At 36.8% G+C, this 24,602-nt stretch carries 22 protein-coding genes, 2 pseudogenes and 1 other annotated feature; of the genes and pseudogenes, 6 read left to right on the top strand and 18 right to left on the bottom strand.

The genetic code is table 11. The annotated features are described in order from the left end of the window. Positions 1–470: 470 nt before the first annotated feature. The 4 genes and pseudogenes from JOC34_RS22160 to JOC34_RS21655 form a co-directional block, all read right to left on the bottom strand. A pseudogene (locus JOC34_RS22160) lies at positions 471–552 on the bottom strand (IS66 family transposase); the annotation flags it as partial. A 52-nt stretch (positions 553–604) separates the two neighbouring features. Beyond that, positions 605–1,012 carry an IS66 family transposase gene (locus tag JOC34_RS21925; RefSeq protein WP_275577675.1) on the bottom strand — a complete coding sequence of 136 codons (408 nt, stop codon included), beginning with the start codon at positions 1,010–1,012 and terminating at the stop codon, positions 605–607. Positions 1,013–1,229: 217 nt separating this feature from the next. Beyond that, positions 1,230–1,355, bottom strand: a complete 126-nt coding sequence (locus tag JOC34_RS22155; RefSeq protein ID WP_420856105.1) for a hypothetical protein — start codon at positions 1,353–1,355, stop codon at positions 1,230–1,232. Then, positions 1,298–1,822, bottom strand: a complete 525-nt coding sequence (locus JOC34_RS21655) for a DUF6444 domain-containing protein (protein ID WP_239544009.1) — start codon at positions 1,820–1,822, stop codon at positions 1,298–1,300. The genes JOC34_RS22155 and JOC34_RS21655 overlap by 58 nt, the downstream gene beginning before the upstream one ends. A 526-nt stretch (positions 1,823–2,348) precedes the next feature. Here JOC34_RS21655 and JOC34_RS00250 point away from each other — a divergent pair. Continuing rightward, the gene (locus JOC34_RS00250) at positions 2,349–2,864 is read left to right on the top strand and encodes a hypothetical protein (protein ID WP_205134710.1); all 516 of its coding nucleotides are present in this window, start codon (positions 2,349–2,351) and stop codon (positions 2,862–2,864) included. Positions 2,865–2,953: 89 nt separating this feature from the next. Here JOC34_RS00250 and JOC34_RS22150 read toward each other — a convergent pair. The 11 genes and pseudogenes from JOC34_RS22150 to refZ all read right to left on the bottom strand — a co-directional run. Next, a pseudogene (locus tag JOC34_RS22150) lies at positions 2,954–3,151 on the bottom strand (IS3 family transposase); the annotation flags it as partial. 269 nt (positions 3,152–3,420) lie between these two features. Then, positions 3,421–3,678, bottom strand: coding sequence for an IS3 family transposase (locus tag JOC34_RS00240; RefSeq protein ID WP_338062638.1), 258 nt, complete (start codon positions 3,676–3,678; stop codon positions 3,421–3,423). A gap of 32 nt (positions 3,679–3,710) precedes the next feature. Continuing rightward, the gene (locus tag JOC34_RS00235; RefSeq protein WP_205134707.1) at positions 3,711–4,391 is read right to left on the bottom strand and encodes a helix-turn-helix domain-containing protein; all 681 of its coding nucleotides are present in this window, start codon (positions 4,389–4,391) and stop codon (positions 3,711–3,713) included. Positions 4,392–4,490: 99 nt separating this feature from the next. Continuing rightward, complete coding sequence (locus JOC34_RS00230) at positions 4,491–6,839, bottom strand: glycoside hydrolase domain-containing protein (RefSeq protein ID WP_205134706.1); 2,349 nt, start codon at positions 6,837–6,839, stop codon at positions 4,491–4,493. Between the two features lie 754 nt (positions 6,840–7,593). Then, on the bottom strand, positions 7,594–8,340 hold the full coding sequence (locus JOC34_RS00225; protein ID WP_205134705.1) for a hypothetical protein: 747 nt from the start codon (positions 8,338–8,340) through the stop codon (positions 7,594–7,596). 787 nt (positions 8,341–9,127) lie between these two features. Next, positions 9,128–10,723, bottom strand: coding sequence for an amidohydrolase (locus JOC34_RS00220; RefSeq protein ID WP_205134704.1), 1,596 nt, complete (start codon positions 10,721–10,723; stop codon positions 9,128–9,130). Between the two features lie 106 nt (positions 10,724–10,829). Next, positions 10,830–11,027 (bottom strand): alpha/beta-type small acid-soluble spore protein, encoded by a 198-nt coding sequence (locus JOC34_RS00215; protein WP_205134703.1) that lies wholly within the window; start codon positions 11,025–11,027, stop codon positions 10,830–10,832. 118 nt (positions 11,028–11,145) lie between these two features. Continuing rightward, positions 11,146–12,348: a tRNA uracil 4-sulfurtransferase ThiI gene (gene thiI / locus JOC34_RS00210; protein ID WP_205134702.1), complete on the bottom strand. Its 1,203-nt coding sequence runs from the start codon at positions 12,346–12,348 to the stop codon at positions 11,146–11,148. A gap of 6 nt (positions 12,349–12,354) precedes the next feature. Next, a complete protein-coding gene (locus tag JOC34_RS00205; protein WP_205134701.1) occupies positions 12,355–13,494 on the bottom strand; it encodes a cysteine desulfurase family protein in 1,140 nt (379 codons plus the stop codon). A 104-nt stretch (positions 13,495–13,598) separates the two neighbouring features. Further along, the gene (gene ezrA / locus JOC34_RS00200; protein WP_205134700.1) at positions 13,599–15,296 is read right to left on the bottom strand and encodes a septation ring formation regulator EzrA; all 1,698 of its coding nucleotides are present in this window, start codon (positions 15,294–15,296) and stop codon (positions 13,599–13,601) included. A gap of 158 nt (positions 15,297–15,454) precedes the next feature. Further along, positions 15,455–16,093: a forespore capture DNA-binding protein RefZ gene (gene refZ / locus JOC34_RS00195; protein ID WP_205134699.1), complete on the bottom strand. Its 639-nt coding sequence runs from the start codon at positions 16,091–16,093 to the stop codon at positions 15,455–15,457. Between the two features lie 126 nt (positions 16,094–16,219). On the opposite strand from refZ, the gene JOC34_RS00190 reads away from it, so the two are divergent. From JOC34_RS00190 to JOC34_RS00180, 3 genes are all read left to right on the top strand, one after another. Next, positions 16,220–16,717 (top strand): GAF domain-containing protein, encoded by a 498-nt coding sequence (locus tag JOC34_RS00190; RefSeq protein WP_205134698.1) that lies wholly within the window; start codon positions 16,220–16,222, stop codon positions 16,715–16,717. Positions 16,718–16,930: 213 nt separating this feature from the next. Next, entirely contained in the window at positions 16,931–17,533 is a 603-nt protein-coding gene (gene rpsD, locus JOC34_RS00185; protein WP_205134697.1) for a 30S ribosomal protein S4, read from the top strand. 502 nt (positions 17,534–18,035) lie between these two features. Continuing rightward, complete coding sequence (locus tag JOC34_RS00180; RefSeq protein ID WP_205134696.1) at positions 18,036–18,272, top strand: hypothetical protein; 237 nt, start codon at positions 18,036–18,038, stop codon at positions 18,270–18,272. 51 nt (positions 18,273–18,323) lie between these two features. Here JOC34_RS00180 and JOC34_RS00175 read toward each other — a convergent pair whose 3' ends face one another. Next, positions 18,324–18,557 (bottom strand): hypothetical protein, encoded by a 234-nt coding sequence (locus JOC34_RS00175; protein WP_205134695.1) that lies wholly within the window; start codon positions 18,555–18,557, stop codon positions 18,324–18,326. 430 nt (positions 18,558–18,987) lie between these two features. Further along, on the bottom strand, positions 18,988–19,485 hold the full coding sequence (locus JOC34_RS00170; protein ID WP_205134694.1) for a DUF2798 domain-containing protein: 498 nt from the start codon (positions 19,483–19,485) through the stop codon (positions 18,988–18,990). 387 nt (positions 19,486–19,872) lie between these two features. On the opposite strand from JOC34_RS00170, the gene JOC34_RS00165 reads away from it, so the two are divergent. Next, the gene (locus JOC34_RS00165) at positions 19,873–20,046 is read left to right on the top strand and encodes a CsbD family protein (protein WP_205134693.1); all 174 of its coding nucleotides are present in this window, start codon (positions 19,873–19,875) and stop codon (positions 20,044–20,046) included. A 44-nt stretch (positions 20,047–20,090) separates the two neighbouring features. On the opposite strand, the gene tyrS is transcribed toward JOC34_RS00165, so the two are convergent. Beyond that, a complete protein-coding gene (gene tyrS / locus JOC34_RS00160; RefSeq protein WP_205135885.1) occupies positions 20,091–21,359 on the bottom strand; it encodes a tyrosine--tRNA ligase in 1,269 nt (422 codons plus the stop codon). Positions 21,360–21,410: 51 nt separating this feature from the next. Next, positions 21,411–21,625: a binding site (T-box leader), on the bottom strand. Positions 21,626–21,793: 168 nt separating this feature from the next. Between tyrS and JOC34_RS00155 the strand changes: the two genes are divergently transcribed. Continuing rightward, entirely contained in the window at positions 21,794–24,586 is a 2,793-nt protein-coding gene (locus JOC34_RS00155; RefSeq protein ID WP_239544007.1) for a transglycosylase domain-containing protein, read from the top strand. The last annotated feature ends 16 nt before the right edge of the window (positions 24,587–24,602 follow it).

The raw sequence follows: 24,602 nt of genomic DNA, 5'->3' as shown, positions 1-24,602 counted from the left end.
AAGTGCTTATTCAAAATGGAGGATAAAAGAGACCAAGTCGACATAGGTCGAAACGTCCTGTGGCAACATCTTCATTAACCCGTCCTAGGCGTCAAAGTTCGAGGTAGCGTAACTTTAAGTACCGGAATGTATGAATTAATACGTAAGGAACGCAAAAACAAGCTAACGAAGAAATTCAAAATGTAAATTTTACCGGACTTTTTGAACATCCTCTATAAGGGATAAAAAACATCTTACTTGATGTGGGATCCTTAAGGACCAAGTGGTGTTCTTGGTTTTTCTAAGTAGTCAAGAAAGTAGAAAGTATTTAGTAATATAAGTAACTACTTAGGACATGTGAAAAAGAGGTTAGCTAAATGTAAACAGACCTTTAATAACGGATACAATTGACTTAAGCACACTTTCCCCTTGTTTTCGGGTTGTGGAAATAAAAACGCGGATTCGGGCCAATTGGTTGGCGCCTTCTTTGGTTCTAAACGAACCGGATATTTTTTGTTTCACTTTTACCATCCTGACATCCCTTTCCGCCTGATTATTGTCAAAAGGAACGGGTTGTCCCTTAGAAATCAGAGGATATCGGATTTATAATTGATGAACCTCTCAGCTAGGTTGGCTGTCTTACTTTTTGCCTTTCTACCTCTTTTGACTGGTTCATCCGAAGCTGCCGTTGCTTGTTCTTTTCTTCTAGGGCATCGCGTAACAGGACCTGCAATTTCTGGGCCCAATCGTGTTGGTCATAATCAATGATTCCTTGACACTCCCGAAGTAAGTGTACACCACAGAGCACATGCTTGAAATTGTAATCGTCATTAAAATAGGATTTCCAGAAATCATGTACAACAGTGCTGTGGTAATTTGGAAGGAATCCACCAACATCCATGGCCTCTTTCGCCCGTTTGGGATGGATATGGTAATGTGTCCAGTTTTCATCGGACACGGAATGCAGCCACTGAAGCTTTCCTTCAACTCTTACACCAGTTTCATCGGCATGGATCACGTCGCTTTCAGTCAGTTTTTTTCAATCTCTTGTTCGATAGGTTCCAATTGGCTTGAAGCCTCCCAAGATGGGACAGTAGGGTCTCCTCACTTGGGCAATGTCCGGTAAGATCTTCAAAAAATTGGGTGATCCGGTCAAGCGGAAGATATTGATATGTATAGAGATACGAACTCCAAGCGCTCCATGTTTCCCCATACTGGACTCGCGCCTTTACATGTTCCGGAAAAGGCGCTTATTGAGTCTGTCCGCAGTCTGGACAACTTTTTGAAACGGCACGGTGCTCTGTATAAAGTAGCTCGATCATGGGAAGGTCAACCACTTGCCTAACTTGAAAATCTTCGCTCGCGGCATTCGACAGGTAATGACCACAATTGGTACATAACTCGGGTTCATGCCAGATAATTTTATCAGGGGTTGTGGAGTTTTTTTAGTGTGTCCAACATGTCCTTTCGGAGCACCTTTTTTCCCGCCCGGAACACGCAGGCTTTTAGGCTTACGTAATCCATCGCTCGATGGCGGTTTACTATTGTTGCGGCTACTGGATCCTCTTTGTCTTTCAAGTTCCTTTATACGATTTTTAAGTTTTTCAATGTATTCAACAAGGGTTGTAATAACTTGGGATATTTCCAAAGGTTGGAAGAAACGGATATCATCGAGTTGTATGGACACCGATTCAAAATTGAATCCCTGTTCCGTGAAATGAAGCAAGTGATTAGTGCATTTGGCTATCATTTTTGGAGCAATCAATGCCAAAATTGAATCGGTATTTAAAGAAGGGGATCCCCATCCGATAAAACAGATCACCGATGAACAGGAACGTTCCAATATCCTACTGACAATAAAGGCAATTGAAGGCTATGTCATGTGCCCCTGTATCGCCATGGAATATTGCAGCTAATTGCTGTCCGCTATTCGGGTAAGGTTCCGGGTCTATTCCTTCGCTATCTGAGAACACCTTCGAAAGCAGTCGCTTCCGAGGCAACAGTAAGACTCTATTTACGAACATCTATTTTTCTGCTGTTTGCGCGAAACCCGCGTTTATGTTTTTATTAATGATGACGGATATATATTATTTTTCTTCTCATCTATAGCAGAATTTATCTTCATTTGTAAGGCTAAAAAAGTATCTTAAAAAGAATTATAATACTCTTTGCTCCGTTAGTTCTTATTTGTCTTTATATGATAGAATCCTGCCAACTTTCGGATAAGTTATAAAAGAAACGAAAGATAAATAATCTGCAAACTGATTCTTTTATGTTCCACTTTAACTCATTATTCAAATAAACGGTTCTATTTTACATTTATTATGTTATAATTTCAGTATATAGAAAGATCCTAAAGGAGCTCGTCTATGAAATTTATAAAGAATAAACTATTGAATGCACCTGTGATTATCCTCATTACCTCTTTGATATTACAAAAAACTTTGTCTGTGTTGAATGGATATGGTATTTACTTTATTAGGCAACATGGTATAGACTTAATTTTACCGTTTATAATAGGAGTTTCCGCAATATTATCCTTAAAATATATATTTAAGTATAAATTTATAAGAATAACCTCTATAGTATTAATTATATTTATGCTAATTGTTCCGTTATTAAATATCATAATCAATTGGAATATTGACTATACTACCTTTTCATCCCCCAATAATCGGGCGAAATTTCAAGTTTCAGAGATAGGTAATGCGAGAGTTTTTCAAGTGGGTAAAAGTGGGTTATTTAAATACTTCAAGACTGGTATTACGACAGATGATAACTTTAAATCGTTTTCTGAAGGAGCCTATAGTTTGGAGTGGGAACCAGACAACATCTTGACTATACATACTAATCCAAGAGTAGTTTCTATAAAATATGATGACTAAGATATCGTAAACATAATCCATCTAATAACTAAAGAGTGGAGAGGTGAACTTCCCCCTGTCAAGTAGACAATGGAAATAATAAAAATGATTTAAGCGGCCATCGCCCTGTATTCCATGGGGCTGTGGTCGTTTAATTTTTCTTGATATCTATCGTGATTATAAAAATGAATATATTCGTCTACAGCTTTAGATAGTTCCTGAAATGTCCCATACTTATGTAAATAATATTTCTCACATTTGAGCGTCCACCAAAAAGATTCCATTGGTCCGTTATCAATGCACTTTCGACTCGAGACATGCTGTGTGTCATCCCTGTCTTATCAATCCGGCGTTTAAATCCATGGGACGTATATTGAAAACCTCAATCACTATGAATAAGCGGACATTCTTCATCATTCAATGTGGCTGTTGCCAAGTCCAAGGTTTTAAAAACAAGCCTATTATTGTTTCGATTTCCAACAACATAGCTCACAATAGATCCATCGTATAAATCACGAATAGCACTTAAATATGCTTTTTTAGAAGCACCATACTTAAACTCCGTTACATCGGTTACTCATTTTTCATTTGGTTTTTCTGCTTTGAAATTACGATTTAAGATATTTTCTGCAACATGTTGGGGAATAGAACGTTTATAAGGTTTTTTCTTTTTACGTATGACAGATTGTAATCCAGCGATTTTCATCAACCTATAAATTCTTTTGTGATTGAGTTTTTGCTGAAGTTTCTTTTTAAATATACGATTCATGTTTGTCTTCATTTGACGATATCCATAAATACCTTCCACTTTTTCATGAGCATGAAGTTCTTGTATAGCGATGTATTTATCTTGAAATCTTACTAGGCTTATTTTCGCCCCCTTTCGATCTCCTCTAACTTTTTTAGAAATGCCAGCTCCGCACGTAAACGTTCATTTTCAAATTCTAATCGTTTCATCTCCAGTTTACTTTTTTCTTCTTCCGATAGTTCAGCTTCACGCTTTGTTCTCCCGCGATTGTCCTTTAACGCTTCTGAACCTATTGTCTCATACTTCTTTACCCATTGATAAACTTGTTGATAGAAAACTTTATACTTCTCAGCGGTTCCCTGATAATCTTTTTTATTCTCCAAGCAGTAAACAGCCATCTCAATTCTTTCTCCCCAAGTGGTTTTTCTCCCTTTAGTCATAGAACGTGTTCTCCCTTTTCCTGTATCTTTTAATTTTCTATGACTATTATACTTATTTATCCATCTATTGAGTACGGAATCACTTGAAATATGATATTTTTGAACAATTTCTTTATAGGAATAGTCTCCCGATAAATAATCAAGTACAGCCGTTTCCTTTAATTCTTTAGAATACTTTTTCCATGATTTTGATTCCTCTAACCCACTTATTCCTTCCTTTTTAAATATCTCGATCCATCTATAAAAGGTTGTATCATTAATATGATATTTTGAACATAATTCCTTCTGTGTATAATCTTCATTTTTGTAAGCCGTTATTACTTCATATTTAAATTCTCTTGAATGAGATCTATTGGACATAAAAAAACTCCCCCCTAAGGTAAAACAGATTTTTATTTTTTAATCTGTCTACCTTAAAGGGAGCATATCAGTGGTTACCCCACTCTTTTTTAAAATGCCTTATTCTGGTGATTCTTTGTCCCCTTCTCTTTTTATAACATCCCTAAATGCCCTTGCCACTTCAACTCCTTCTTCTTCTGTATAAGAAGTAACTTCAAAGTGATTTTTGAAAAGTACCCTTGCCGCATCTATTAAAGAAGTTTTAGAATTTAATATGTCTGTAGCCTCATCTAGTAAGTGGTCATAGCTTTGTTCCTCATTCTGATCGAAAAACCTATTAATTAAAAAGCTATTATATCTTCTATTATATTCACCGAGTTTGCCATAATATTCTTTAATTACTTTATTTAATGGCTGTAGATTCCTTCGTAAAGTAGCACCCATATTTAGAGCATCTACATCTACAATTAAGTCTTTCAATGTGAAAGTTGATTTTGAAGCATCTCGATTTCCAATTAAATTGTACGCTGCATCATATACAGTTGAGTATCTACTGTCATCCACAGCATCCACGGATTCACCAGCAACAGTCAATAAATCTCCAGCCCATCCTGCAAAGTCTGAAATAAATGAATTGGAATTCCAAATAAATAGTATGCTATTTAAGCTGGCAGCTAAGTGAGGTGTTTCTAAACTAACTTTATGATTTATATCAAATGGATCTACAATTGTTGGTGCATGCAGTTGTTTATCGACTTGCTCAATGAAATCAGTATCAATTTTCCCGGCAGAAGCCACCCATAGAACCCCATTAAATACTCTGTGACGCAAATATTGACAGAGTAACTCGTTTGCCTTTGCTTGGCTATTGTCAGAATACTTAAGTGCAATTTCATAAATATCGTCAATTTGCTCAAAAAATAGTTTGTTAATAGATTCCTCTATATCTCCTGGTTCTGCTGAATCAGCTCCATTGTCCCTTCCAGATTTAATATTATTATCAATTTGAATCAATCCATCACCTGATCCAACCTTAATTGTAGATATTTGGTCGAATGCCCAATTATCAGGTAGAGGAAATCCTAAGTTTCCACTAAACCCTGTTGACATACCACTTATAAAACTCGTTGATGCTAATCCAGCCTTCGAAACTCTTATACAAGCATTTCTTGGACCATATACACCAACTTTATACAAACTTCCAAGATCCTTAAACACTTTATTTATAGCACTAAAGTAAGGCAAAATGTTACTTGTAATTTGATGATCGAGAACATCAAAATCAACAGCAAAGTAAATAGTTGTCCCACTTTTAAATCCATATTCTTCCTTTGCTGCCACAAATGCCTCACCCCCATCTAACTTCCCCTTTTTTTCAGTAAAATAATCGTTATCCCCTCCTTCTGTTTGATAAATAGGAAACATAGTTAGACCCGCATCAAAAATCGTATCTATTTCTCCAGGTTTGATCCTTTTATCTAAAGGGTTTGGTGTTTGGGATGTTCGTTCTGCATTGGTCAAATATCTTCCGACAGTTTCGTAACCTTCATCTTTTAAAGCTTGGGCTCTTTCAGGTGTAATTTCAGTAATACAATCACATGCAGTTCCTTTTCTATCGGGATCTCCAGTGCTCACTAATGCAGATAACCATGTTTGTTTACCTGCAGACCCATCTTCATCTAATCCTACGAACTTTTGAAACTCAGCAGTAGTATTTTTAATACCAGTTCCATAGACACCATCAAATTCTCCTGAATCATATCCATTGAAATATAATGCATATTGAAAAAGCTTAACAAAGTTTCCTGAACTTCCTATATCTAAGATAGGCAGGCGTTCTATGGTTTTTGGTCCAATCGCTCCAGTTTGTTCTGACGCCGGGATATCCTCTTCAGTTTGAACTCCATATAACAAAGATTTGTTAGTGTTTCTTTGATAATGGCCATCGCAAGGTTGGACTCCAGAAGTCTTGTAATACTTATTATTTAAGTCTCTTTGTATTTCTTGAACCTTATAATCTCCGTTCGAAGTAAGCACATATGCGTTCATTGTTAATGTTGCCTTAAATACATAATCATACACTTTACCATCTTGAATAGGTAATCCTGCATCATTTTGCAGTTTTTGAACTGCACCCTTTGTAGGTTCTCCAAATTCACCATCGAATCCACCTGGATTGTATCCTGTACAATACATTGCGCCTTGTAGAATCAGGACAATATTTCTTCCTTTATCGTTATTAGGAACCTTCCCTACTTCCATTTCTCCCCATTCTTTATATGCTGCTTCAGTTCCTGGTCCAAAGTTATTTGCCAAGCTTGTAATCCCTAACTCTGCCTGTAACCCTTTTGTTAAAGCATAAACAGTTGACCAACCTGTTTTACCATTTTCTTCGATTTCGTCATAACCAGAGTAACCCTTATACGTTTTATTAACCCATTCCTGTACCGTTAAAACCATCTCATCCATTTCAACTACCCCTTTGTGATTTAATTTGTAAGACAAGTCTAATTACAGAACATATGATCCCCATTGTCAACATTTTACAGAACATTAGTTCTCAAATGTATTTAAAATATTCCGGAACACGATATAATTAATGTAAGAGATAAACATAAATTAACTTCTATTTTAATCGAAAGAGAATAATGAAAAAGTACCTTAAAATCATAAGGGAAATAGATTCAACGAACAGTAGACACTATTAAATCGAGTATCTTTTTTCGTTAAAAGATACGGTTTCAGGCCAACTACTAACTACTGCACTCATGGATCGTGTCATTCTTCATGCGCATATATTAAATTTCACGGATGACAGCTTCAGAATCACACATGCATTATCATGAAATCACTAAATAAATCAGGCTGGCAAGCTTATGTATATTTTCATGGTTCATTGCAATCTTGTATACTTTTCCCTTGCAAAACACACATGGATAGTGAGACACCCCTTTAAATTTTCGGAGGTTACAAACGTTTATCATCGGGAGTATCAAAACTCTAAACATTTATATGCTTTATGTATGATTACGAATAAAGTTTGCTCACCCTGTCCTCAAATTTTGGTTATATAAATGTTTTATTGTTCAGTCTAAAAGGATCAATCCATATTTCAAACACTTTTTGGTAATACATAACTATCTGTTTCTTACATAATACAATGTTTCGATGTTTATATTTTTACATTCTTCATGTATACAGACATAAAAAATAAGCCAACCAATTATGGCTGACTTATTTCGAATTTAGGCTCCTCGCCATTTTTAATTCTTTCTACGTCTTCTAAAGAAACATTATATGCCGTAACTCGATCTAATGTTTCTGGGTTATATTCCTCATTTAATTCATAAAGAATAGTTTTTAATGATAACAATGCATCTTGATTGCCTTCGTCATATTCGTCCATTAATTTCAATATTTCATTTATTGATTCGTTGTAATATTCATTTCCAAAATCGTAATTTTCATTAATCCATTCAAATTCTTTTTTATACGGTATTATCGCTTCTTTATCACTTGTCTTGTTTTCATCAGCATACTGAATATTCTGATGATCATCTGATTCTTCTTGATACACAGAAAATATCTGACTATTCACAGATTGGTGATAGGCATCAACAGTACCCAAAACACTTTTATCTGACATACCCATTAAATTGTAAAATTCATCTTGAGTAATGGCTTTCAACATTTTAGTTTCTTCTTGTGTTACTTCTTCCCCATCCCTATTTGCTTTTCTACCTTTTTTTATTAATGCAATGGTTTCCTCATCTGAAAGTTGTTCTATTTTTTCTCTGGCTTCACTTTTTTGTTCCTTTACTTGTTTAGATTCCTTAGTTGCTGATTCTTTTTGTTTTTCATCTGTCCGTTCTGCATTTGCTGTTTGGTCAGTCTCGTGAAAAAAACTATATACACCTATACCCAAAGCAACCACTACCATCAACTTAATAATGAATCCCTTCTTTATCATATATACCTCCCCTTTTAAAAAATTGTTATGTGCACCGTAACATGTTAAATAATAAATGTAAATAAATTTTAAAAAAAGACTAACCCCACTCCTTTTAGGGTTAGTCTTCTTAATCAATTACCGTACTGAGTGTGTCATTTCAAAATCTTGATGATAAGCACTTCTTTTAAATAAAACAAGTACACGTATTGTGCCGTTGTTACCGACATTTGTAAATGTCCTATGCGATGATGAATCAGATGATACGTAATCTGTTCGAGTTCCGATTGTTTCCCAAGGATTAGGCGGTAGTTGTGGATCATTAGGGTCTGGTTGGTACCTTTGCAAATACATAGTCCACTCAGCATATGTGTGATCCGAAGAGCAAGGTAGTGACATTGCTAGCATTGTTAATGCTTGTTTATTTTCCAAAAAGTCAAAAAGAATATTCTTGTTATTGATTTAGATGGTCAAGGGAAATCTGGATATTTTCTCGATCTAGTTCCTAAAAGTATTGAAAACACTATTTATGATGTTCTTGTAGGAAGTAGTCCTGTTATGTTAGAGGGGCCTATCAAAATGGAAAGGGTTGTATTATGTCTTTATTCGTTAAATCGCTAAGCTAAAATATTTCTTCATTTAACTTGTCCGAATTCTTGACAGAAGACCATCTCCTAGCAAGAATACTAAGCCCTTAAGCACCAGGTGCTCTTCTTGTCTTTTTAAAATATAGAACAATTAATCAAAAACACAGCATTATCAGGTGCTGTGTTTTTGATTGAAAGGCATTAATTCTCTCATGGGATTATCATTCTGCCTTGTTTTGATAGACCACTTCACCGTCAACGACGGTCATAAATACCGGGATTTGCTCTATCCTGTCCGGATCAGTATTAAATATATCTTCACTTAATATTATGAAGTCTGCCTTGTAATGCTCAGCGATCATACCCCTAGTTGTTTCTTGATTAATCGCATAAGCACTGCCTTGTGTATATAGTTGAACGGCTTCATAAATAGACAAATGTTCATATGGCATATATATCTTTCCATCATAAGCCGATTTTCTTAATACAGCCGCTTGTATACCGCGTAATGGACTTACTTCTTCAATCGGAGCATCTGAACCGCCTGCACAATGAATACCATTTTCCAGCATTGTTTTCCATGCATAAGCAAGACTCAATTTATTCTTGCCTAAACGGGTAATCGCCCACGGGAAATCCGATGTGACAAATGACGGCTGGATATCTACAATAACTGGTAATTCCTTTAACATATCTAAGGCACGTTCATTTAATATTTGCCCATGGATAATCCGATCCCGTGCACTCGTGGTTAACGGGTGCTGCTTCAGAATCGCAGCAACTTCTTCTATCGCTCGGTCTCCAATAACATGAACAGCTACTGGTAATTGATGAGATCTAGCTACTTTAACAATTTCCTCCAATTCCCCCTTTTCATGAATGGCTACTCCCTTATTACCGGGGTCATCCGCATAATCAGTCGTTAACCAGGCTGTTCTGCCACCAAGTGCACCATCAGCAAAGATTTTAATTGCGCCAAGTTCAACATAGGCTGTTCCATCTCCATATCCGAGGTTTTCCCGAATCATATCAGCCATTACCTCATGGTGGACAAGTAAGTGCGCTTTAAATTTGTTTGCCGGACCGATCGCATTTTTAAAAGCTCCATAAGTTTTGTCAAAACCACCGAAATAATAAAGGTCTTCCGTATGACCGCCAACCAGCCCCTTTGACAATAGATCATCGACGGCAATTTTAATCACTTGCTCTAAATATTGCTGTGAAACCTGCGGCATAGCCTCTTTAATGATGTCCTGTGCTGTGTCAAGGAAGTATCCGGTTGTTTCCCCTTGATCATCACGAACAATTATCCCGCCTTGTGGATTCTGGGTTTGTTCGTTAATTCCTGCCAGTTTTATCGCCCTTGAATTAGCTAAAACGGCATGTCTGCATATCCTTGTCAGCATCATTGGATTGTCGGGGCTGATTTCATCCAGTTCTGATTTATGAATAATAGTTTTATTCTCCCACTGATTTTCATTCCACCCCTCACCAATTAACCATTCACCTGGTGCCAGGTTAGCGGTTCTATTTTTAAGTGCTTCCTTTACTTCGTTAGCAGATTGCATTTTCGATAAATCCAACCGTAATAATTTTAATCCATGACGAATAATGTGCATATGGCTATCAATCAAACCAGGTAACATTGTCTTACCCAATAGGTTGATTTCCTCATCGATTCGTTGATAATAATCATGATAAAGTTTTTGATATGTACCAACTGCCTGAATGATATCATTTTCCGTATAAACTGCTTCTGCAGCATCTCCTTCACTTTGCATCGTATAAATGTTACCACCAAACCATAAAATTCCCATGATGCGCTTCCCCCTTTGGTTTTATTATACAGTATCTTTAGAAAACATAAATAGGGGCTATTCCTAATATTAGGAATAGCCCACTAGCCATTGTATTTAATTATGCTTATTGCATACCGCCAAATTGTTGTTCTGCCATTGAAACGAGACGTTTAGTAATTTCTCCTCCAACAGAACCATTTGCTCTAGATGTTGTATCTGCGCCAAGATTTACTCCGAATTCTGAAGCAATTTCATATTTCATTTGATCCAATGCTTGTTGGACACCCGGAACTACCAATTGGTTTGAATTGTTATTAGCCATGTTAGTTCACCTCCTTGGTACCTATAGAATGTGCCTTATCGAGGTAAACCATGCATCAATATAATTGGTAGATGTTGGACATATCTACAATAATTTTCCCTTTAGCAAAGATGAGCATTTACAACAGATCTTCAAAAAACGGATCTAATGCCTGCTTGTCGCTAACTTTAATCACTTCAATACCGTTAATTGCTTCATTTATCAATTCCGTAAAATCTGCCATAGATTCAAACTGATTTACTTTGTCACGTCTCGGTCTTGTTTTAGGTGATTTCGGTACAAATATCGTACAGCAATCCTCATAGGGCAATATCGATGTATCATATGTTTTAATCTCTTCGGAGAGATTAATGATTTCCTGTTTATCCATCGTAATTAATGGTCGGATAATCGGATAGTTTGTAACTTCATTAATCGTGTGCATGCTTTCCATCGTTTGACTGGCAACCTGTCCCAAGTTTTCACCGGTTGTCATCGAAAGAATTGATTCATTTTCACACACCCGTTCGCTAATCCTAAGCATAATCCTGCGCATGATTGTCATCGCATATCCTTCAGGCATTTCTTTGAAAATTGCTTGTTGCAATTTTGTAAATGGAACGAGATGTACTTTAATTTCCTTCCCATACTTCGTTAATTGCTTCGCAAGATCCAATACTTTTTGTTTAGCTCTTTCACTTGTGAATGGCGGTGAGTGAAAATGAATCGCCTCAATCTTAACGCCTCGTTTCATTGCTAAATAGCCAGCTACAGGGCTATCAATTCCACCGGACAACAAAAGTAACGATTTTCCTGAGGTTCCGACAGGTAATCCGCCAAGTCCTTGTGTGACACTAGAAGTGATATAAGTGGCTTCTAACCTGATCTCAACTTTAATAGCGATATCCGGATTGTGAACATCCACTTTATAACCTTTAGTATTTGCTAATAAATGACTACCTAGTACTTGATTCATTGTTTGCGAATCGGTTGGAAAATCCTTATTGATCCGGCGCACCGCTACTTTAAATTTCTCAGCTGATTCGTTATTTTTCAGTGCATACAGTGCTGCTTCCTTTATCTCATCCAAGTCATTTTCTACTTTGATTGCCAAGCTTAAACTTTGAATACCAAAGATCTGTTTACACTTTTCAATAATCGGCTCAGGCTCATGTCCATTTAGCAGTACAAACATTCTTCCCTGTGTTCGTTTCACTTTCACGTCCGGAAAATCTTTTAATTTATGCTGAATATTTTCCTGTAGTCTTACAATAAATTTTTTAATGTTTTTTCCCTTTAACGCCATTTCTCCATAGCGGATTAAAATATGATCATATTGCATAATTATCTACTCCATTACTTCTTTGAATTGTTGAATCGCCTTTTTTAATGCCTCTATAAAATGCGATATTTCTTCTGCTGTTGTATCATAAGACATACTAACACGGAAACCCGATGCCGAACGTTTCCCATTAAATCCACAAGCGGCCAAGACCATACTTTCATCTTTTTGTTTAGAAGAGCATGCAGATTTCGTTGAGATAAAAATCTCCCGCTCACCAAGCATGTGGATAATCACTTCCGGTTTTACACCTGGCATGGAAAAGTTAACAATATGCGGTGCTGCTGTTTCGGGTGTATTCATTTTAACACCTGTTATTTTTAGTAACGCGTTTCGAAGATTTTTTTGCAGGTCATACAATTTCTTTATCCCCTGAACCTCGCGTTCCTTCATCAATCGCAACGCTCTCGCCATGGCCACAGCCCCTGCAATATTCTCCGTTCCCGAACGGAGTGACTGTTCCTGACCTCCCCCGTGAAGCAAAGGAAATAACTTCGTATGCTTATTAACATATAGTATACCGGTACCTTTGAGTCCATTTATTTTATGTCCTGAAAAAGAACATAAATCAATGCCGCTATCCCGCAAAGTTAATGGTACTTTTCCCAAACCTTGGACATCATCCACATGAAGAAATAATTTCGGGTGTTGTTTAGCAATGTTTCCAACTTCCTTTATCGGTTGGATGGAACCTATCTCATTATTTACATGCATGATACTAATTAAAATGGTGTCTTCTCTAATCGCATGCTCTAAATCCTGTAAGGAAATGATACCATCCTGATTAACTGGTAAATAGGTAATATTAAAACCAAGCATTTCCAAGCCGTGGCATGCTTCCAGTACAGATGGATGTTCAATTTCCGATGTGATGATGTGCTTTCCTCTGTTTTGGTGTTCTAATGCAATTCCTTTAATCGCTGTGTTATTTCCCTCTGTCCCTCCGGAGGTAAAAACAACTTCATCTTTATCCACTTTTAAAATTTCTGCCACCTGTTTTCTCGTTCTTACTAAAAGCTGTTCCGTTTCACCGCCAAATTGATGAATGGAAGATGGATTAGCAAAAAAATTTGAGGAAACCTGATCGAAGCTTTTTAAGACGGATGGATCGGGTTTGGTTGTCGCACTGTTGTCTAAATAAATCATCTGATAAACTCCTTGATCTAGATTGAAATACAAAAGGGAAGGCTGACATAAAGTAAAGGATATATGACGATATCCCTTTCCTTATGACAGCCTCTAATTACAAATTATTCAGCCATGACGGATTGTGTAGATTCAATTCGTTTTAATGCGCCCGGTTCTACTTCTTCAATCGCCTTAGCGGCTTGTTCTAAAGCAAGTTCATACTCGTAGGATCTGAATAAACGTTCTGACTCCGCTAATTTAGCCGCTAAAATAGGGTTGCTGCTGCGATATCTGTTTGCATACTGGATAACTTGCTCTGTCAAATATGCCTGTTCCAGCATGAAGTCTGTTTGTTCGATTACGTGATCTACAGATTTTTTCGCTTCACCCAACGACTGTTGAACTTCAGACATATCCAATGGTTGATTTTCTATCGTCACGATGACGCGCTTATTTTTATTAGAAGCAGTTTCTAGCATGGACCAAATATAGTTCGGTACGCCAGGTATATTGCTTTTTTTCAGTTTCCGTTTAACATCATATAACTGATCATGCATTTCAGATAGTTTTGCTTTTGCTTCCAGTTCATCTTTACGTAAATTTTGAATTTGTTTTTTAAATGCTTCGTGTCTTTCTTCAAGCTCTTCTATTTGCGTAAAGCCTTCCTCCACTTGTTCCCTTATCTCGGTATGTGCGGTATCATCATTTTCTAACTCCTCAGCGATGTCATCTAACTGATCTTTCAGCTTCGTAACTGTCTTTTCAAGGGATAAATACCGTTCCATATCCGCATCTTCAAAATAGTAAGCCTGTTTTAAGTGTTCAACTTCCTTCTTTGTATCGTAGAAAGAATTACTCAGTTTATCTAATGAAAACTGGTAGCCGGAAAACTTTGTCTCGAGATAGTTTTTTGCAAGTGCTTCTTTCTCAAGGAGCTCATACATTTCCTTGATTCGTTCCTCGATCTCTATCATCACTTTCTCCACTTCAGATGTATTTCCCTCATTTAATGAACGAACACCATCCAAAAGTCGATCCTGATATGTACGTATTTCTTTTTCAAACGCTAGATGGCCCACACGATATCCATCATCCTCCATACTTTTTATCCCGGACAGTAATTCATCCAATTGTGCCGGTAAATCATGCTTACATTGCTTATAAATTTCAGGGAATGCTTTAATCTGTACATCTAATACTTCCATATCAGCTTTCATTTCATTAACCAGCTGTGCCGCCTGGATATAATTACCTGACATTGCCAATTCCTCATACTGCTCAACCGCTGCTTCCAGTTCATCAATTTGTTTATCGAAATGGGACTCTGCTTTGCCAAACTGATAGCGATTCTGCGAAATTTCTTTTCGTAAAATTTTTAATCCAGGTTGGATTTCTTCTATGTCTTTACGACTTGATGCTTCCGCAGCAAGCAGTTCATCGACCTCTTGCAATATTCTTTTTATATCGTTTTCTATGGAATTTAATATCTGTTCCCCTTTGCTTAAAACCTTTTTGCTTTTAGTGAACTGATAACGATCTGCAGCTTGCTCCGCATCAAACAAGTTTTCTTCAATATCCGGTAATTCCTTGTTTAAGATGGTCTCCCAACGTTCTTTCCATGTTTCAAATTTCTCTTGGGTTTCTCCCGTTAAATTCAGGTTTTTCACGCGTCCAAGTTGTGAAGCGACATTACGGTCCATAATATCCAGCTTCCAACTTTCCAGTCGGTCAACCATGTCATATGCCCTTTTTCGAAACACCAGTCCAACGATAATTAACACAATAACTACAAGTATAATTCCAATGATGTATGCAACCATAGTATGCCTCCCAACCATATTTCTACAACTTTTTGAAGGACAGGTATAAATATATTCGTATTAAAATCTATCCATATAATAATATAGTAACTATGATACCATGTAATAGGCAATTTTGGCTAAAAATATACAAAAATATTCAGGATTCCTCTATTTTTTTAATAGGAAACATTGTTTTCACAAACTTTGCCGGACTGACTCACAATAAAATCCAACCATTGATGAATCGTTAAAACGTATTTCTTAACAAACTGATGATGTGCAAATTCACCCACCACCTGATCCTTCCACTCGTTATGCAACACGTAAGGAGTCACAAGCATCCCTTTTAATTGCAGCAGTAGATATTGCCGATCATTATTGCTTTTTCGATGGGCTTTCAGTACATCAAAGAATATTTTACTTACATAATGATTTTCTTTCGCTAAATAAGTTACAGCCATTTCTCTGACAAATATGGAATCAAGAGATAGTTCACGATAAATAAAGCAGGATAATTGGTAGTGACTTTGCTTATATTGTATAATGGAAAAAATCATGCTTTTTAATCTTTCTAATGCTGGCAATGATTCCTTTTCTTCGAGCACATGTTCAATTATTTTTAAATATTCTTCGTAATATTGGGTGACAGCATGCTCCAATAAGCCCTGTTTCCCTTTAAAATAATAACTGATTAAGGATACATTGACAGAGGCCTTATCTGCAATATCCCTGACAGAGGTACCGGCAAATCCTTTTTGAAAAAACAAAGATGATGCAGCCTCAATGACCTTCTCTTTCGACGGGTTTGGTTTCATCCTATTTCAACTCCTTACTTCTCAATTACGACAAAGAAGCTTTTTATCCTGCAATTTCTCATCGACAAAAGTCGTACCAGGTGTCGAAAAATGTAATTCACTAATTTATAGAGGGGAAATGATCTTATGTTTCAAGCATCAACATACAGTGGTAACAAAACAGGTGATTATGAATTATTACTCAAACAACTTCATAGTTTATCGGAAGGCGAGGATGACGCTATTGCCATTTTATCCAATGCCTCCGCGCTATTAAATCAATTGATGCATGAAGTGAACTGGGTTGGTTTTTATTTATGGAAGAAAGAGAAAGATGAATTGGTACTCGGCCCCTTTCAAGGAATGCCTGCATGTATTAGAATACCATATGGTAAAGGTGTATGCGGAACTGCGATTAAAGAGATGAAAACACAACTCGTAGCAGACGTCACTCAATTTCCTGGACATATCGCCTGTGACAGTGCAAGTCGATCCGAAATCGTGGTCCCTATTATGATAAACAACTCCGTGTATGGTGTCCTTGATATTGATAGTCCCATAATGAACCGATTCGATGAGACAGATCAATTATACATGGAAAAGTTCGTTAAGATACTAGAAGGTTTTTTAACCATTGCTAGTTGACTTATCGTCTGATAGCTTATATAATACTCTTTGTGTAAAATAATAAAGTAGCCTAAGTGAACCAACGCTTGAACCCATTTTGTTCCTCTATTTATGAGGTGTATCGTGTAACTCTCTGCTGCTGGAGCGATGGTACATGAAAACAAAATGGACAACGGATTGGCGCACGCTCACTTATTTTATGCAAATAAAATAATAAAGGAGGAATGTCTTATGTCACGTTACACTGGATCCGTCTGGAAAAAGTCACGTCGTCTTGGCATTTCATTAACTGGTACTGGTAAAGAATTGGATAAGCGTCCTTACGCTCCTGGTCAACATGGAGCAAACACGCGCAGAAAGATCTCTGAATACGGCTTACAGCTGCAAGAGAAGCAAAAACTTCGTTACACATACGGATTGAACGAACGTCAATTCCGTACATTGTTTAACAAAGCAGGTAAAATGAAAGGTGTTCATGGTGAAAACTTCATGATCCTACTTGATTCACGCCTGGATAACATCGTTTATCGTATGGGAATGGCTCGCACGCGTAAACAATCTCGTCAACTTGTAAACCATGGTCACATCCTTGTTGATGGTAAACGTGTTGATATCCCATCATTTAGTGTAAAACCAGGACAAACAGTTGGACTACTTGAAAAGTCTAAAAACCTTGATATCGTAAAAGAAGCAATTGAGGTAAACAACTTTGTACCTGAATATGTAACATTTGATGCAGAGAAAATGGAAGGTTCATTCACTCGCTACCCTGAGCGTTCAGAACTTCCAGCTGAAATCAACGAAGCACTTATCGTTGAGTACTACTCTCGTTAAGTAAAACGGTCAATAAACAATAGTATTTTAAACCCTAGAAGCGTTATATCAGCGCTTCTAGGGTTTTTTTATTGTTTGTTGGGGAACTTTTGGGGACGTTTTTGCCCTACATTTTGTGGACAGGTGCTAATTACTTTTATCTCTATCACATTAAATAGTTATCTATTTAGGCATCCAATTTTAAAATGATCTTGCTTTTTATATTTATATTCCTACGTTTTAAAGTATAGTGTTTTTAACTTTCTGTAACTGAGTTCTAGTTCCTCCCTGGATCGTTTATAATTTCAAGTATAGACCTACGTCCGTCTTCTGTTTTACATATACGCTGGATAATTCATTTTCAAATACTCGTAATTGATTCATTGTTTCCCTACCTCTATGATTGGCGGAATATTGCATAAATTATAGTCCAATTGTTAGCAATACTATTTTTATTATGGTAGAACTTCTCATTATAGTGGGTGTTGTCGTTTCCGTACAAATGGGAGGTAATACCAACGAAATGAACGAGGCAATAGATACGCAGCTAACCGTTTACGAACCAATAGCTAAAGATCTAGAACTTGATCCAAAACAATCAACTGTATGGGCATGGGTCCCATTCGCAATTAGTTTAATCTGTGGTATGTTTTTAACAACCGTGGGGATGATTTTTGAACTACTAAACGACATAAAGAAAAACGATATTATACGAACAGTCAAACAAAATGTGACGGCTTACATAGTCGTCTTTTTTTGATGCTATTTATGCAACCCTACCCTAACTTTTTGGTTGATTTGAAATTCTATTTTAATCCAATATCATTAAGTCTGTATCATAAACTCCCCTCAATATTTCAGGTAACAATGTTGAGATGTACGCTTGCAATTTTTCACAATGATGATTTTGAAGATCATCCAGACGCTGCTTAATTGCACCAATACCATCTCCAATTAACACTAAATAGATTTCGTCGCCTTTTTTATCCGTCGCTAACAGTTTATAATGCCCACAACAGGATTGTGGTGGCAAAGACCAATTCATTGAATCACCTACGTTTCAAATAATCATAGTATTTATATAGGTATTATATCATCAAAATGAATTAATTACATATATTCCAGGGTTAATTGCCCTGGTTTTATTAAAATATCATCTGTATACTGAATTCGTTATTGTATATAAAGAGATCAAGCGTTCCTTAGGGCTAATTATATGAAAGCGTAATGTGTATACAGTGTTAATGGAAAGAAAATCAAATACACTCCCATCGAATAGAAGGAAATGACTCCCAAGTTGGCGCATCGTTTTTTTCGGAGATAAAGCATATGTGTGGTCTAATTCATTTTCTTCTTCAACCTGCATAACCGCAAAAGCGAATGATATGCTCTATCACGTACACTTTTTCGCAAGAAAAACCGACTGATTTTTAATAAAACCAATCGGCTATATAGGATTTTATTTTGTTTCATTATTACGCATTTACTGCCCTACGTGCTTGAGTTGCATGTAATCTTTTCATTGCAAACCTTGCTATCGGCTGAGCAATCAACACTTCAACCCAAAATGCGATGAAAAAGTTACGTGGCCAAGCGTAAAAGAACGTTTGAATCGGCTCCAAGCTAATTCCTCTCATGCCAATCCAAGATCCGATAACTGTCAATAAAATGGATAAGATAGTTACGCTAAACAAGATAGTGAATAATACTCTTGCATTAAATCCATCCTTAGGTTTAACGAACTTTGGCACCAATTTATTAACTATTGGGTTTGCAACAAGCGTTACCAACAAAATTACACAAATCCATACAAACGGAATTACTTGTAATGTTTTAAAATAAACCTCTTTATTGAATCCAAATTCAAATCCCATAATAAGAGGTGCAATAATATTTACTGAAAGTACTGAAATGATAGCCAAGAATAATACAAACTCTTTACCATTTCGGGGCAATCTTGTTTCCTCATGCATATCCGTCATCTCCATTTATAATATTTCAGATGGTAGACGTATCATGAGACATATATTTTTAGTCAATAAAAGTAAGACCAATATCTCTACACACTGATTTAAATATACTATCACATGTATTAAATATATTTCAAGTCATCTTCACAAAAAGTTTCATTATCTCTATTTTTATTCCATTTACCTGGCTTTTGATATTCTTTGTCTTTGCCAGTTTGTTGGGATTCTTCTTCTCTTCTCATATTCTTGATCTAATAGCATCATTATAGAATAATATATTTAAGATTAACTATTGGACAGGCACTCATAACTTTTATGATGATATAAGCCATGTTATTAATTCTCAATTACGGGTATACAATAATATACTGAATATATGGAGGAATTATCATGAGTGATGGATTTAAAGATAAAGTAAAAGGTGCTACAGACAAAGTTAAAGGTGAAGCAAAAGAACAATATGGAAAAGTTACTGACAATACCCAAAAACAGGCTGAAGGTAAAGCGGATAAAGCCAAAGGTGCAGTAAAAAACAAAGCTGGAGATATCAAAGATAAATTTTAAAACAGAAAAAGCCTCTATGGAGGCTTTTTCTGTTTGTTTCTATTTTAATAACGAATAAGAAAATATTTCTTCTTCCCACGTCGAATAATGGTAAATTGGCCGTCAATACGGTCCTGTTCACCTACAACATATTGCATTTCCTGCTGTCTTTCTCCATTAATATAAATAGCGCCATTTTTAATGTCTTCTCTTGCCTGTCTTTTGGATGGAGAAATAGATGCATTTACCAATAGATCAATTAATCCCAAATCTTCTTTAGCAGCTGCAAATGTTGGTACACCTTTAAATCCCTGTTCAATATCACTCGCGGACAGCTGTTTCAGGTCTCCGGTAAAAAGGGACGCAGATATTTTTTGTGCCTGCTCCAATGCTGCTTCACTATGAACAATCTTCGTCATTTCCTCTGCCAGTCTTTTTTGAGCGAGACGATTTTCCGGATGGTTGGCAACTTCTTCTTCCATCTCTGCCATTTCTGCTTCAGTTAGGAATGTAAAATAGCGGGTGAATTTCATCACATCACGGTCATCTGTGTTAATCCAGAATTGATAAAATTCATACGGCGTTGTTTTTTCCGGATCCAACCAAATGGCACCACCTGCAGTTTTTCCAAACTTTGTTCCATCTGCCTTTGTAATCAATGGAACCGTTAAACCAAATACTTTTATTTCTTCCGCTTCTTCTTCTCGCGAACGGCGGATCAATTCCATCCCCGCTGTTATGTTCCCCCATTGGTCACTACCACCAATTTGCAGTGTACAGTTTTCTTGCTCATTTAATTTCAAGTAATCAAGTGATTGCAAAATCATGTAACTAAACTCTGTAAACGTGATCCCCTGCTCAATTCGAGCGGATACTGATTCCTTTGCTAGCATATAGTTGATCCCGAAATGCTTCCCCGCGTCACGCAGGAAATCAATGACCGTCATACTACCGAGCCAGTCATGATTATTTCTCGATACTACAGGATTTTCGCCTTTATCAAAATTAAGCAATTTTGCGATTTGTTGTCTTATTTGCTCACTATAGCCTTTTACAACCGCATCATCATTTAATGTTCGCTCACTCGTACGTCCACTTGGATCGCCGATCATGCCTGTCCCGCCACCAACTAAGGCAATGGGTTTATGCCCCGCTTTTTGAAACCTTTTCAGCATCGTAATCGGCACTAAATGCCCGATATGCAAACTATCTGCTGTGGGATCAAAACCACAATATAATGTCACCTGATTTTCTGATAAATGCTTCTCCAAACCATCTCTATCTGTTGTTTGATGAATTAAACCACGAGACTCCAAATCCTGTAAAACATCCATAATTTGACACTCCTTTTCCATTTTAGGCAAATAAAAAACGCCTCCTTAAAAATAAGGGACGTGATTACGCGGTACCACCCTTGTTGCAAATGAATTTGCCACTTAGGATTGTTAACGATGTTTCCACCGATTCATTTTATCATTCATCATAAAATGAAATTGCTCCGGATTGTAATTCGTCTGCAAATATATACTGACTTGCACCTACCGCCAGCTCTCTAGAAATAGTGAAATGCATAACTACTGTATTCCTTCATCGCTTGTTTTATTATATTATATATACATACCATACCTATCAATAAAAAGCAACGGGTTTATATAATCTCTCCAATGCAAAACACACTTATGCTATAATAAGAGATGCCATTTTTAGGAGGTGGGCGCAAATCGATTTCAAGCAATTATTTCATAAATATACTAAAAAAGTAAAAGACATGTGGAAAAAAGGCAGCATTCAGCGATCTTCCCGGATAACCTATGATGTAATTTGGAATGTTATTCTATTCTTTCTTATTATAGGATTTATCGGTGTCTTCTTTGTTGGTGGGATTGGTGCAGGTTACTTTGCTTCCCTTGTAAAAGATGAACCAATCAGAAGCCATAATGAAATGGAAAAGGATATTTATAACTATGAGGAAACATCCAAAATCTATTTTGCTGACAACAAACTACTTGGGGACATTAAATCTGATTTACATAGAGAAAAAGTTTCTTTAGATGATGTATCGGATAAAATCGTTAACGGCGTAATCGCTACAGAGGATCAATATTTCAGAAAACATAAAGGCGTTGTCCCCAAGGCGATTGTTCGTGCTGTACTACAGGAAGCATTGAATGCAGATGTCAAAACCGGTGGGAGTACTTTAACGCAACAACTGATTAAAATACAAATTCTTACGGACGAAGTTTCCTTTGATCGTAAAGCCAAAGAAATACTGCTGGCACTTCGTTTAGAAAAGATTTTTGACAAAGATGAAATTCTCGAAGCTTATCTGAATATCATCCCTTATGGCCGTGATTCATCTGGTAGAAATATTGCCGGTGTTCAAACTGCTGCAAAAGGAATTTTTGGTGTAGATGCAAAGGATGTCAGCTTACCACAGGCAGCCTTCTTAGCTGGCCTACCGCAAAGTCCTTCTGCCTATACCCCTTATATCAATAAAGGGGTATTGAAGGACAAAGATAGTTTAAAACGGGGTATAAACCGTATGAAGTTTGTACTCCACAGAATGTATGAATCTGGTTATGTTACAAAAGAAGAATATGAAAAAGCAGTAGACTACGACATTACAGCAGATTTCAAAAAGCAAACCAAACCACCATCAGAAGAATATAAATACGTAACGGATGAAGTAGAAAGGCGTGCGATCGATATTCTTACAGAAGAACTCATTAAAAATGATGGAAAAAAACTGAAGGATGTCAAAAAAGAAGACAAAAAAGCTTATAAAAAACAAGCAGAACGTGATCTGCGTCAAAAAGGCTATGAAATTCATTCAACCATTGATAAAAAGACATATGACGCCTTCCAAAAGGTCGTCAAAAGTTATGAGCATTTCGGACCTGATCGAACCGTTATGAAAAAAAATAACGAAACTGGAAAAATGGAAGAAAAGGTTGAGCCTATCCAAACTGGTGGCATTTTAATCGAAAATAGTACTGGTAGGATCATTAGCTTTGTTGGTGGCAGAGAGTATAGCCAGGATACCCAATTTAATCATGCAACAAGGGCTAAACGGGATGTTGGTAGTACAATAAAACCATTATTGGATTACGCACCGGCGATGGAAAAAGGTCTGCTACAGCCTGGGAGCCCGATAGCAGATATAGATCGGGGCGACTACACCCCACAGAACTATGGTGGCGGCAGTTATGGGATCGTTTCCGCCCGTACAGCATTAGCAAACTCTTATAACAGACCGGCACTTGCAGCATACATGAAAGTAATTAATGATAACCCAGCTAAAGAATATTTGGAAAAAATGGGAATGTCTACATTGACAGAAGGTGATTATGTCTATCCCTCTCTTGCATTAGGTGCGATGGAAAAAGGGGTAACCGTCGAAGAAAATACCAATGCATTTTCAACTTTAGGAAATAACGGAAAATTTGTAGATGCGTACATGATTGACAAGATAACAACGAAAAGTGGTGATGTCGTTTATGAACATAAAACGAAAGCGACAGATGTATTTACACCGCAAACGACTTATTTAACGATAGATATGATGCGTGACGTGATTAAAAATGGTACAGGTTCATACCTAACATCTCAATTGAACAATAACAACGTTGATTGGGCTGGTAAAACAGGTACAACGGATGATTACTGGGACGCTTGGTTTATTGGTACGAATCCCAATGTAACCTTTGGGACCTGGATCGGTTATGATACACCACACGACATTCGATATGATGGCGCTGCATTAACCTATAGTCAGCGAAACTTGAAACTATGGGCAGAATTAATGAACAGTGCAGCTGAGATCAATCCGGAATTGGTGACACCATCAAATAAATTTAAACGACCAGATGGGATTGTAGAACGCAGTTATTGTGGCATTTCCGGCATGCTCCCATCCGATCTTTGTAAAAAAGCTGGATTGATTAAAACCGACTTATTTAATGAAAAGTATGTACCGAAAAAAGAGGATGATAGTTTAATAAAAGGCGGCAGCTATGTAACCATTAATGGAAAATCCGTTGCAGCTGGTTCAAAAACGCCAGAAGGTTTTACAGAGGGAAATGGTCTGTCCTTTAACCCGGATTTTCTAAAACGAGAAGGTTACGATAAATTAAGCGACCTTTCTGTTCTATATCCTCGAACAGATCGAGAAAAATGGGAGAAAATCGGCACCTCTAATAAAAAGAATGGCAATGCTATTAAAGATGACGGAAAAGCGCCTGATGCCCCTACCTCATTGAAAGCAACCAGCGGTAAACTAACCTGGAACAAGTCCAGTAGTAATGATGTTGTTGGTTACCGTGTGTACCGTGCAGATAAGCCTGGCGGTAAGTTCAACAAAATAAGCAGCACAAAGAATACGAGTTATTCCGTTGACGATGGAGCCTACATCATTAAAAGTGTTGATTACTTTGGTCGGGAATCTAAGCCATCCAATGAAGCAACAATGGGGAAAGCAGATAAAGAGGATAAGGACAAAGATAAACAGAAAGGTAAAGAAAAGAAAAAGGATAAAGACAAAAAAGACAAAGATGGCGATTAGTTTTTAATTATAACTA

Source organism: Virgibacillus halotolerans (assembly GCF_016908515.1).
Taxonomy (GTDB): domain Bacteria; phylum Bacillota; class Bacilli; order Bacillales; family Amphibacillaceae; genus Virgibacillus_M; species Virgibacillus_M halotolerans.
This window is presented reverse-complemented; position numbering and strand designations above follow the sequence as displayed.